The 12,280-nt window shown below is 28.7% G+C and carries 13 protein-coding genes; 10 read left to right on the top strand and 3 right to left on the bottom strand.

Annotation, left to right across the window (positions count from 1 at the left end):
• Entirely contained in the window at positions 1 to 714 is a 714-nt protein-coding gene (locus tag BUA21_RS03030) for a glycosyltransferase (RefSeq protein WP_084604117.1), read from the bottom strand.
• 128 nt (positions 715 to 842) lie between these two features.
• On the opposite strand from BUA21_RS03030, the gene BUA21_RS03025 reads away from it, so the two are divergent.
• The gene (locus BUA21_RS03025; protein ID WP_072743194.1) at positions 843 to 2,153 is read left to right on the top strand and encodes a nucleotide sugar dehydrogenase; all 1,311 of its coding nucleotides are present in this window, start codon (positions 843 to 845) and stop codon (positions 2,151 to 2,153) included.
• Here BUA21_RS03025 and BUA21_RS03020 read toward each other — a convergent pair.
• Positions 2,121 to 2,873 carry a glycosyltransferase family 2 protein gene (locus BUA21_RS03020; RefSeq protein ID WP_072743193.1) on the bottom strand — a complete coding sequence of 251 codons (753 nt, stop codon included), beginning with the start codon at positions 2,871 to 2,873 and terminating at the stop codon, positions 2,121 to 2,123. The genes BUA21_RS03025 and BUA21_RS03020 overlap by 33 nt on opposite strands.
• Before the next feature lie 91 nt (positions 2,874 to 2,964).
• Here BUA21_RS03020 and BUA21_RS03015 point away from each other — a divergent pair, with 91 nt between their 5' ends.
• The gene (locus BUA21_RS03015; RefSeq protein ID WP_072743192.1) at positions 2,965 to 3,246 is read left to right on the top strand and encodes a DUF3343 domain-containing protein; all 282 of its coding nucleotides are present in this window, start codon (positions 2,965 to 2,967) and stop codon (positions 3,244 to 3,246) included.
• Here BUA21_RS03015 and BUA21_RS03010 read toward each other — a convergent pair.
• A complete protein-coding gene (locus BUA21_RS03010; protein ID WP_072743191.1) occupies positions 3,239 to 4,543 on the bottom strand; it encodes a hypothetical protein in 1,305 nt (434 codons plus the stop codon). The genes BUA21_RS03015 and BUA21_RS03010 overlap by 8 nt on opposite strands.
• A gap of 92 nt (positions 4,544 to 4,635) precedes the next feature.
• Between BUA21_RS03010 and BUA21_RS03005 the strand changes: the two genes are divergently transcribed.
• From BUA21_RS03005 to alaS, 8 genes are all read left to right on the top strand, one after another.
• On the top strand, positions 4,636 to 5,235 hold the full coding sequence (locus tag BUA21_RS03005; RefSeq protein ID WP_072743190.1) for a hypothetical protein: 600 nt from the start codon (positions 4,636 to 4,638) through the stop codon (positions 5,233 to 5,235).
• Between the two features lie 123 nt (positions 5,236 to 5,358).
• Entirely contained in the window at positions 5,359 to 5,802 is a 444-nt protein-coding gene (locus BUA21_RS03000) for an RrF2 family transcriptional regulator (protein ID WP_072743189.1), read from the top strand.
• An 11-nt stretch (positions 5,803 to 5,813) separates the two neighbouring features.
• Positions 5,814 to 6,992, top strand: coding sequence for a cysteine desulfurase NifS (gene nifS / locus BUA21_RS02995; protein WP_072743188.1), 1,179 nt, complete (start codon positions 5,814 to 5,816; stop codon positions 6,990 to 6,992).
• The gene (gene nifU, locus BUA21_RS02990; RefSeq protein ID WP_084604116.1) at positions 6,992 to 7,420 is read left to right on the top strand and encodes a Fe-S cluster assembly scaffold protein NifU; all 429 of its coding nucleotides are present in this window, start codon (positions 6,992 to 6,994) and stop codon (positions 7,418 to 7,420) included. The genes nifS and nifU overlap by 1 nt, the downstream gene beginning before the upstream one ends.
• A 105-nt stretch (positions 7,421 to 7,525) precedes the next feature.
• The gene (locus tag BUA21_RS02985) at positions 7,526 to 8,062 is read left to right on the top strand and encodes a PRC-barrel domain-containing protein (protein WP_072743186.1); all 537 of its coding nucleotides are present in this window, start codon (positions 7,526 to 7,528) and stop codon (positions 8,060 to 8,062) included.
• A gap of 46 nt (positions 8,063 to 8,108) precedes the next feature.
• Positions 8,109 to 8,276, top strand: a complete 168-nt coding sequence (locus BUA21_RS14650) for a hypothetical protein (protein WP_158281635.1) — start codon at positions 8,109 to 8,111, stop codon at positions 8,274 to 8,276.
• Between the two features lie 40 nt (positions 8,277 to 8,316).
• On the top strand, positions 8,317 to 9,489 hold the full coding sequence (locus tag BUA21_RS02980) for an AI-2E family transporter (protein WP_199228954.1): 1,173 nt from the start codon (positions 8,317 to 8,319) through the stop codon (positions 9,487 to 9,489).
• Positions 9,490 to 9,622: 133 nt separating this feature from the next.
• Positions 9,623 to 12,265: an alanine--tRNA ligase gene (gene alaS / locus BUA21_RS02975; protein WP_072743184.1), complete on the top strand. Its 2,643-nt coding sequence runs from the start codon at positions 9,623 to 9,625 to the stop codon at positions 12,263 to 12,265.
• The last annotated feature ends 15 nt before the right edge of the window (positions 12,266 to 12,280 follow it).

Below are 12,280 nucleotides of genomic sequence, written 5' to 3'. Positions count from 1 at the left end.
TTATAAATTTGGCTCAAAGGGCGAAACTATTTTTCTATAATCATTTGTATATTCTATTATAGGAAATGCTTTTAAGAGTTCGCTATCTTCTATTTTCCATGTATGCTCTCTTGAATTTGCATGTCTATGGACAACAAAATTATATTTAGAAGTTGAATAAATTTTAAATCCATTTTTTAGGGCTCGCTTTCTAAAATCTGTATCAACTCCAGCTTTCAATGATGTATTAAATTTTATCTTTTTAAATACACTTTCTTTAAATGCCAATGTGGCACCTGCTATATTGGTGACAAAGGAATTTTCTTGACTTCTTTTTCTAAGGGCTAGTGCATTATTATTTTCAAAATATATAAAGAAAGTATATTTTCCAACTATATCAGCGTTTGTAGAATTGAAAGCTTCCATACACTCATCTAAATATTTTTCTCCGTAATAGTCATCATCATCAAATTTGGCTATTACATTTTTTTTAGCTTTTTTTATGCCAAAGTTCAGACAAAATCCTAAATTATATGCTTGATTTATCTGATAAACTCTAATATCTTTGTGGTTTTTACATTTCTCATCATATAGAGACTTATCTATATTGTTGTCATTTATTATTATGATGAGTTCTTTGAACTTGTAGTTTTGTCTATTAAAATTTTCAAAAACATTGTCAATGAAATTTTCTCTATTGGTACATGTAATTACTGAAACACCTTTAAAGTTCATGCTTTTACCTCCTAATAGAGTTCCTAATTTAATGTATTTTTTATTTTATATTCTGTTACAACATTTAACTTATTAACTATCTTATACATATTATATTTATGAAAAGAGACATTTTAGGAGGAGATAAGATGAATTTATATGAAGAAATAAAAAATAAGAAAGCTAAGATAGTAGTTGTTGGACTAGGATATGTTGGATTGCCGTTATCCATAGCTTTTGCTAAAAGAGCATCAGTTATTGGATTTGATATAAATAAAAATAAAATAGAAAATTTGCAAAAAGGAATTGATATTACAAAAGAAATAAGTAGAGAAGAAATAGAAAGTGCTGGAGTGATATTTACTGATGAAGAGAAACTCCTTAGAGAAGGAAAGTTTTTTATTATTGCAGTTCCAACACCGGTAGTAAATGGTGAACCAGATTTAAAATTTGTAATAAATGCTACTGAAATGTTGGCTAGAAACCTTACAAAAGGTTCCATAGTAGTATATGAATCTACAGTTTATCCAGGAATTACAGAAGAAATATGTATACCATTACTTGAAATTGAGTCAAGATTAAAGGCGGGCACAGATTTTAAAGTAGCCTATTCTCCAGAGAGAATCAATCCAGGGGATACCATAAATAGACTTGAGAATATAAAAAAAATAGTAGCTGGTATAGATGAGGAAACTGTTGAAATAGTTTCAAAAGTATATGAAATGATAATAAAAGCTGGAGTATATAGGGTAGAGAATATAAAAGTAGCAGAAGCATCAAAATTAGTAGAAAATGTACAAAGAGATGTAAATATAGCACTTATGAATGAAATATCTATTATACTAAATAAAGCTCAAATAGATACAAATAAAGTATTGGAAAGTGCCAGGACGAAGTGGAATTTTTTAAATTTTACTCCAGGACTAGTAGGAGGCCATTGTATAGGAGTGGATTCCTATTATTTAATGTTCAAAGCTAGGGAGTTAGGATATGACCCTAAAATTATTGATGAAGCAAGAAATATAAATGAATATATGGAGGAATATATTGCTAATAATGTTTTAGATATATTGTCTTCTAAAAACAAAAAAATAAATGAAGTTAAAATAGTTATGTTTGGTATTACATTTAAAGAAGACTGTTCAGATATAAGAAATACTCAAGTAGCTAAAATAGTTAAAAGGCTGGAAGAGAGGGGAGCTATTGTAGAGGTAGTTGATCAAGTTGCTAATAGTGAAGAGGTTTTGAGAGATTTCAATATAAAATTACATTCTGTAGAATCTATAAAAGATGCAGATGTACTCATATTTTCAGTACCTCATAAGGAATTTTTAAAACTTAATTTAGAAGATTTAGGTAAAATGTATAAAAAGGATGAAGAAAAGATACTAATTGATATAAAAGGAATGTTTAATAAAAAAGAAGTATTAGAAAATGGGTATATCTATTGGAGACTCTAGTTTTCCTATCACTTTGCATTGCTTTATCAATTCATCATCATCAATATTCCAGGTGTGATTGTTGTGTCTTATATAGATATAATAATATTTGCTGGTAGAAAAAATCCTATAACCTTTTTTTATACAACTTTTACAAAATTCCAGATCTTCACCAATGTTTTTATTTGGAAATTTTACATTTTTAAATACATCTTTATCTATCAACATAGTAGCTCCTTCTACTCTATAAGTATATCTATTTTCTCTTTTGGGATTCTTTATTGCTAGGATACTATTTTTTTGAAAATAAATATATGTAGTAGATTTACCTATTATGCTTGCCTCAGTATAGAGAAAAGGCTTTATTGATTCCTTAATATATTCATGGGCATAAAAATCATCATCATCAAATTTAGCTATTATTTGATAATTTGCTTTTTCTACGGCATAATTTAAGCATTCTCCCAAAGACTTTTTTTCATCTAATTGATAAACTCTTATGTCTTTGTATTTATTTGCTTTTTTTTCCCATTCTTTCAGGTTTAATAAATTATTGTTTAATATTATTATTAGTTCTTTTTTTAAAAAAGATTGATTCAAATAATTATTAAATATATTGTCCATACAGTTTAATCTATTAGTTGAAGTAATCACAGATACTCCTTTATTGGAAAGCTCATTTAAATCATAGGGCTTAATTTTAATGAATTTGGTCGAGGGAAATAAAACATTCATATTCATGTTTATACTCCTTATTTCATTTATATACCTATAAATTATATGTAACCAATGTGTGTCTTTAAAGTATTTATAATATAAAGAGGTGAAAAAAATGAAAGATGAAAAATATTATGTAGCTATATTTGAATCTAAAAATTATGCTATACAAATTCAATATATATTAGAAAATCTAGGATATAGCTGTTTTCAGCTTATTTCAACACCATGTGGATTAAAAGCTGGATGTAGCTATTCTATCAAATTTAAAGATATAAATTATCTAGAAATTCTAAAAAATGAGACCAGTAGATTGAATACTAATATAGAAAGTCTCCATTGTATTGAAAGAAAAAATGGGAAAAAGACAATTAAAAAATTGAATTATCTTATTTAAAAAAAGCAAGTAATTTTTCTAAAAAATTCACATCATCTTTTTTTTTAATTGTCTTTTTTAATGTAAGTATATCATCTTCCATATTATCTATAGATATTTGAATTTCTTTGATTGTATTGCTCATTTCTGTCATACTTTCTTTTAATTTAGTTAAATCATCTGTTTCTTTTGTTTCTGGAAACTTTTCTATTCCTTCATTGTTTTTATTTTCTATATTTTCATGAAGGGATTCTGAAGTTTCCATTTCTATTTTTAGATTATCATCATGATTATCTTTAAAATAAAATAGTATTTCATTGTTTATTTTGCAATAGAAGTTGTTTGATTTTCCCAGGAAATAATCTTTTCCAAAATTAGATATGTAATTCGAGAAATGGAAATTTTCTGAATGTAGATTAATTTTATCATTTATGTTCCAAGATTCACCATTATCTAGCGAATATAATGAATTTATAGTTTTATTTTTTAAATATACAATTTTTAAAGTATCTTTTGATTCAAACATAATGGGAGTAAATGTACAGTTTTTTATAGAAGGTAAATTAATACTTCTCCATTTATATTTGTCTTTGCCGTTTGGAGAGAGTTTTTTATATTGAAGTTCATAATCTTTATTTTTTAGTGTATACCATAATATGTGTATATTGTCTTTTGAATCCACAAATAAATATGGAAATAGATTACTTGTATTTGAATCAGAAATTTGGAATGGTATTTGATTCCAATTTCTCATATAAGTATTATAAAAAGTATAATATACTTGATTTATTTCTCCTTCTCTAGATGTATATACAAAATGAATATTTCCTATTTTGTCATAATCAACACGAAATGAGTTAAACGAATTTTCAGACAATATGGTTGTAATTCTTTTTTTAGTCCAATTAGTCTTGTTGCCAATGATTACTTCCATGGTCCAAATTTTTTTGTTAATTAAATTTGCATAGGCATAAAAGATGTATATTACATTTTCTATTATGTATATAGAAAGATTATTATAAATATTAGATTTTAAATTAAATTTTCCAACTAAGCTTTCTGACCATTTATCATTAAAGTATATAGAATAAATTAAATTTCCATCTTTCAACAAATAAATCAAATGAACTTTATCTTTTTCATCTATAAAAGCAGAAAAATCTAATATATATTCATTGGCTACTAAAGAAGTACTCATAAGACTATTTAAAGAGTTAAATTTGTCCATCATAAGTTTATTGTTTTGATTTAGATAAAAATTGTAGTATTCGCCATTTAAGGTTCTTAAAATTGAGCTTTTCATTATTTTTACATTCATATTTTTCACCCCTTAAAAAAATATCACAAAACTTTTCTTATTTCATAATATGTAAGAAGAAGTTATTTTATTAAAAGAAAGGAGTGAAAATCATGAATGAATTTAAAAAAGTCATTAATGGAATTGATACAAATGAAATGGAGTATGAATTTGATTGTATAATAGCTGATAAAGTATATGATAGCTGTCAGCAAAGGCATTGTTTTCCCAAAATTGAAGCGGATTTAGGTGGAAAAACATTTCAAGCTATTCGGTTTAAACCGGGATTTATAGTGCCAAATACATTAATTGTAACAGATATAGAAAATCAACCTAATTTTAAAAGAGTGAGATTTACATTGCGAATACCATATGAAATTATTTTTACTGATGGAACTAGTGTAGAAAAGTTTTTACCTGATATACTAAAAGATACAAAATTGTTTATACCAGATGCCAGAGACGAATTTACTTTTGATATAGTGGTTGAAACTAGTTCGAAAGTTTTGGGTACACCTATAGTAGCTAGTGGAAAAGTTTCTTTTGCTGTAGGAGTATTTATTATAACTAAAGTCGTTGGAAAGGTTCAGCTATTGATACCTGTTATTGATTTTTGCCCAGAACCACGAGAGTGTGAAGAATTTGGTGATATTTGTGAAGATTTTGAATATGAGCCATTCCCAGATTTTTTCCCTCCACAACTTGAGGAATAACAAAAAAAGAAGAGCAATTGCTCTTCTTTTTTTGTTTAAATGAATGTTGACAAAATTACTAGGGTATAATATACTTATAGAAGAAAACCAAGTAATTCAGTTGGGATTAAAAGAGGTGAAAAAATGAAATTATCTACAAAAGGAAGATATGGGCTTAAAGCGATGTTTCAACTTGCACTTCACTATGGGGAAGGTCCAATTCCTTTGAAAAATGTGGCTGATGAACAAGATATATCTGAAAATTATCTAGAACAATTGGTTGCCACATTGAAAAAAAATGAGCTTCTTGAAAGCGTTCGTGGAGCTCAAGGCGGTTATTTATTAGCTAAGTCTCCAGATCAAATTACTGTAGGAAATATTTTGAGGGCTTTAGAAGGAGATATGGCACCAGCAGATTGTGTGCTTGATAGCGATATGTTTAAATGTGAAAAAGCAGAGTATTGTGTGACAAAACTTGTGTGGACAAGAATTAGGGATAGTATAGATGATGTGGTTGATTCTATTACTTTGCAGGATATGGTTGATGAACATAATACTATGATGGCAAATAAGAAATTAGAAGTTTAGGGGGAATTGTCATGAGAAACTATATTTATATGGATAATGCAGCTACAACTCCTACAAAAAAAGAAGTATTAGCTGAAATGTTACCTTATTTTAGTGAAAAGTATGGAAACCCATCTAGCATATATTCTCTAGGTGGTCAATCTAAAAACGCTGTTGAAAAAGCTAGAGAACAAGTAGCTATAGCTTTAGGTGCAAAGGCAAAAGAAATTTATTTTACTAGTGGCGGTTCTGAGGCAGATAACTGGGCAATAAAGGGAATTGCGTTTGCTAATAGACACAAAGGAAATCATATAATTACATCAAAAATTGAACATCATGCAGTTCTTCATACATGTGAATTTTTAGAAAGACAAGGGTTTAAAATTACCTATTTGGATGTTGATGAGTATGGTGTAGTTGATATTGAACAATTAAAAAATTCAATTACTGATGAAACCATACTCATTTCAATAATGTTTGCTAACAATGAAATTGGAACTATACAGCCTATCAAGGAAATTGGTGAAATAGCGGAAGAAAAAGGTATATATTTCCATACTGACGCAGTTCAAGCTATAGGAAATATAAAAATAGATGTAAATGAATTAAATATAGATTTACTTTCATTGTCAGCTCATAAATTTCATGGACCAAAAGGTGTAGGTGCCCTATATATTAGACAAGGAGTTAAACTTGATAATTTGATAGAGGGTGGAGCTCAAGAAAAAAATAGAAGAGCAGGGACTGAAAATGTTCCAGGAATTGTAGGGTTAGGTAAAGCTATAGAACTTGCATATGAAAACTTAGATGAACACAATGAAAAACTCATCAATTTAAGGGAAAGGCTTATAAAGGGCATATTTGACAATATTGATGATGTAAGATTAAATGGGCATCCAACCAATAGATTACCTGGAAACACAAACTTTTGTTTTAAGTATATTGAAGGTGAATCTTTGTTACTTAGCTTAGATATTGAAGGTGTGGCAGGTTCCAGTGGTTCTGCTTGTACATCGGGTTCATTGGATCCATCTCATGTATTGCTAGCTATAGGATTGCCACATGAGATAGCTCATGGTTCATTGAGACTTACATTGGGTGATTTTAATACAGAGGAAGAAGTTGATTATGTAGTTGAAAAACTTATACCAATAGTTCAAAGACTTAGAGACATGTCACCATTATACGAAAAAATAAAGGGGGAGAAATAATGTATTCAGAAAAAGTAATGGATCATTTTAGAAATCCAAGAAATGTTGGAGAAATTCCAGATGCGGATGGAGTAGGCGAAGTTGGAAATCCAAAATGTGGAGATATCATGAAAATGTATTTAAAAATAGAAGACGATATTATTGTTGATGTTAAATTTAAAACTTTTGGATGTGGTTCAGCTATTGCATCATCAAGTATGGCAACTGAAATGATTAAAGGCAAGTCTATAAATGATGCAATGAAAATTTCAAATAAAGCTGTTGCTGAGGCTCTTGATGGATTGCCACCAGTTAAGATGCATTGTTCAGTACTTGCAGAACAAGCTATAAAATCAGCTTTATTAGATTATTCAAAAAAGAACAATGTTCATATAGATGGACTTGAAGATTTTGATCCAGATGAAGATCCTCATGGTGAAGAAATATAAGAATAGAAATATTAAAGGCTGCTTAAAATTTTAAGCAGCCTTTAATATTTGTTTTATTATGTGAAATAATAATATTAAATTATATTTTGAAAAGAGGAAATAAAATTGATTAAATACAAAAAATTAATAGGTATGAAAGTATTAGATGATGGAAATAAAGAAACGATTGGGGAAGTATACGATGCAATATTGTCAAAAAGATTAGACAGTTTAACAAGTATAGCAATTAAAAATGGGAAATTAATAAAAGAAAAAAATATTTTGCCATTAAATAAAATAATTTCATTTAAAAAAGATATTATTATGGCAAACTCAAATAGTATCATAAAATTTGAGGACTTAGAAGATGAGGAATATATTTTGGCTGAAAAGATAAAATTTATAGATAAAGTAGTTTATACAGAGAATGGAGAATGTTTAGGAATGGTAAAAGATTTGCTGTTTGATTTTAATGATGGCAAGTTAATTGGATATATCATTACAGAAGGGTTGCTGGAAGACATATCTAGAGGAAGGAGTTTCATACCCAATATAGGGAATATAAAGATAAATGATGATAGTTTAATATTTGGAGAAAATATAAAAGACATTATTAGCAAAAACAAAGATTATTACAAAAAACTACTAGAATTAGTACAGTGAAAATTAGGAACAATAAACATAGAATTAAAAAAAGGAGAGGATAAAAATGAAGAATGGTTTCGGTAGAGGAGCCATGATGGGAACAATATTAGGTGTTTCAACAGGAATATATGCAGCTTCAAGAATGGACTCTAAACAAAGAAGAAAAATGAAAAGAAATACCAAGAGGACTATGTCAAATATTAAAAATGGAATAAGTTCAATTTGGGGTTAGGCAGCTTTAGCTGCCTAACTTATATCAAAGGATATAGATGATGTTTTGGGAAAATATAAAACAAAATATTTTAATTCTCATTGGCATACTCATTCTTGTCATTATATATTATATAATAAATATAGGAAATAGATATGTAGATGAAGAAAAGAAAATTAAAATAAATAATAAGAAATTAGTCACTATATTTATATGTATACTTATATTATATATTTTATATATGTTGATAAAAAAGTATCCATTTTTATCAGAAATAATAAATATAACAATTTTATCTTTAATTTTTGCCTACTTGTTTAATCCTATAGTTGAATTCATTGAAGAAAAAGGAATATCCAGGTTATGGAGTGTGATTATAGTTTATATTTTCATTATAGCTATATTAGCTATTATTTTCTTTACATTCTTACCTAAAATAATAAGAGAATTTAAAAATTTAGGAAATGTTTTGCCAATTTATTTAGAAAAGGTAGATAATTTTTTATACAATATAAATAATAGTAGTTTTTTAAAATCAGACAATTTACCTCCTCAGCTAGATGGAATAAAAGACGTGTTTAAAGAAAATTTAGAAAGCATTGAAAGTTTTGTTGTAAAATGGTTTTCTAATTTTGCAGATAAAACTATAAACATGTTTTCTAAAATATTTATCATTGCCATTATACCCATCATTTCGTTTTATTTTTTAAAAGACAAAGAGTTTTTTAAGAAAAAAATTTATTTGACAATTCCAAAATCCCATAGAAATGAAATGATAAATTTATTTAAAGAAATAGATACTATGTTGGGTCAGTTTATAAGGGGAAGAGTCATAGTTGGTATATTTGTGGGTGTGAGTACAACTATTGCTTTAGCTCTACTAAAGATTAATTTTGCATTCATCATAGGTATGCTTGCAGGACTTGCGGATATAATACCTTATTTTGGTCCAGTCATAGGAATAATTCCAGCAGTCTTTTTTGCTATTTTGGAAAGCCCTATTAAAGCTTTGTGGGTAATAATTATATTTACTATTATACAACAAGTAGAAAATGATATAATAACTCCTAAAGTGGTTGGAGAAAGTGTTGGAATTCATCCTGTAACTGTTATGTTATCTTTAATAATTGGAGGAAGATTTTTTGGCATATTGGGAATGGTTCTTGCTATACCTGTGGTTGCAATACTAAAAATTATATATTCACATTTTGTAGAAAGTCGCAGTAAAACTTAGATTGTTGACAATTGAAAATTTTTTAATTATAATCCTAGGTATAGAGCAGAAATTGGTACTCGTCCTTTTTTGTTTTAGGACGGGTTTTTTGTAATAATAAATTTTTCAAGGATATAAGCGAGGTGTATATGGCATGAAAAAATTTGGATTACATGAAGTGAGAAAAGAATTTTTAGATTTTTTTGAGGAAAAAAATCATTTAGTACTAGATAGTTTTTCGTTAGTTCCCAAAAATGACAAGAGCTTACTTTTAATAAATGCAGGTATGGCACCTTTAAAACCGTATTTTACTGGGGAAAATGTTCCACCTAGAAAAAGAGTTGCAACTTGTCAAAAATGTGTTAGAACTGGAGATATTGAAAATGTAGGTAAAACAGATAGACATGCTACTTTTTTTGAAATGCTCGGAAATTTTTCTTTTGGGGATTATTTTAAAGAAGAGGCTGTAGAATGGGCTTGGGAATTTATAACTGAAAGATTAGAGATACCTAAAGACAAAATTTGGGTGACTATATATACTGATGATGATGAGGCTTTTAAAATATGGAATGAGAAAATAGGTATCGAAGCTGAAAAAATAGTTAGGCTCGGGAAAGAAGACAATTTTTGGGAGCTTGAGGTTGGCCCTTGTGGACCGTGTTCAGAAATCTATGTAGATAGAGGACAAGAATATGGATGTGGAGAACCTACATGTAAACCCGGTTGTGATTGTGATAGATATGTAGAAGTTTGGAATTTAGTGTTTTCCCAATATGATAAAGATGAGTTTGGCAATTACAATCCTCTTCCAAATCCAAATATAGACACAGGAATGGGTCTTGAGAGAATAACAGCTGTGCTTGAAGGAGCTAGAAATATATTTGAAGTTGGAGTTGTAAATAGTTTATTAAAAGAAGTAGAAAAGGTTTGCGGAAAGAAATACGGAGAAGACCCAAAGGTAGATGAATCTATAAGAGTTATAACTGATCACATAAGGGCTATGACTTTCATGGTTTCTGATGGTATACTTCCAAGTAATGAAGGTAGAGGATATGTGCTTAGAAGACTTATAAGAAGAGCTGCAAGGCATGGAAAGTTACTTGGAATTGAAGATATATTCTTATATAATCTTTCATCTAAAGTAATTGATATTTGGAAAGATCAATATAATGAAATTGAAAAAAATGAAGAACAGATAAAGAAAGTTATTAAATCAGAGGAAGAAAAGTTTAGAGAAACTATAGACCAAGGTATTCATATACTTGAAGAATATGTAGAAGAAATGAAGGCAAATAATAAAACTGTATTAGATGGAGATAAGGCATTTAAACTTTATGATACTTATGGTTTTCCACTGGATTTGACTAGAGAAATTTTAGAAGAAATAGGATTTAAAGTTGATGAAGCAGAGTTTAATATGGAAATGGAAGCTCAAAGACAAAGGGCTAGAAAAGCGAGAGAAGATGTTGGTGCAGGAGCTTGGGGGAAAGATGAAATTTCTGAAAGATTTAAAGGATACGATACTGTATTTAAAGGCTATGAACATACTAGATTAAATTCTAATATTATTGAATTATTTAAAGATAATAATAAAGTTTCTTCCCTAAATGAAGGTGAAGAGGGGATGGTTCTTCTCCGTGAAACTCCTTTTTATGGAGAAAGTGGAGGCCAAGTAGGAGACACAGGAACAATTGAGAATGACAATTTTAAAGCGTATGTTTTAGATACAAAGAAAACTAAAGAAGATGTGATATTTCATTTAGTAAAAGTAGAAAGTGGAGAAATAAGAGAAGGAGAAGAAATTTTTGCGGCAGTTGATGAAAAAAGAAGAAAAGATATTGCAAGAAATCACTCTGCTACTCATTTACTTCATAGAGCTTTAAAAGACGTTTTGGGAGAACATGTAAATCAGGCAGGGTCACTAGTATTGCCTGATAGGTTGAGATTTGATTTTACGCATTTTGAAGCTATTAGAAATGAAGATTTAAATAGAATAGAAAAAATAGTTAACGAAAAAATACTGGAAGAATTAGAAGTAAATGTAGTTGAAACAAGTTTGAAAGAAGCACAAGAATTTGGAGCAATGGCACTATTTGATGAAAAATACAAAGATATAGTCAGAATGGTTAAAATGGATGACTACAGCAAAGAACTATGTGGAGGAACTCATGTAACTAATACTTGTAGTATAGGATTATTTAAAATTGTGAGTGAATCCGGTATAGCATCAGGAGTTAGAAGAATAGAGGCTGTGACTGGAAGAGGAGCTTATGAATATTTAATGGAATTAGAAGAAAATACATCTTCAATTTTATCCATACTTAAAACAAGCAAAAAAGATATAAAAGAAAAGGTAAGAAAATTAACAGAAGAACTAAAGGAAAAAGAAAAGGAAATTGAATCTCTAAAATCCAAAATGGCTTCTTCGGTAGCGGAAGATGTTGTAAAACAAAAGCATATGGTAGAAGATATAAATGTTGTCACTTATAGAGCAGAGGGCATGGACATGAATAGCCTTAGAAATTTAGGTGATGAGGTTAAAAGTCATTTAAATTCTGGAGTTGTTGTATTGTCTTCAGTTATAGATGACAAAATATCTTTTGTAGCTATGGTTACAAAAGATTTAGTTGATAGGGGACTTCATGCAGGAAATATCATAAGGGAAGTCGCTAAAACTACTGGCGGCGGCGGTGGTGGTCGCCCAGATATGGCACAAGCTGGTGGGAAGGATTCAAATAAGATAGATGAAGCTTTAAAGTTGGTAGACAGTCTTATAAAAGGACAATTAAAAAAATAATAAATTAAAATAAAT

Origin of the sequence: Sporanaerobacter acetigenes DSM 13106 (assembly GCF_900130025.1) — a bacterium.
In the GTDB taxonomy this organism is placed as follows: domain Bacteria; phylum Bacillota; class Clostridia; order Tissierellales; family Sporanaerobacteraceae; genus Sporanaerobacter; species Sporanaerobacter acetigenes.
The sequence above is the reverse complement of the archived record's forward strand: the minus strand, read 5'-3'. Positions and strand labels throughout refer to the sequence as shown.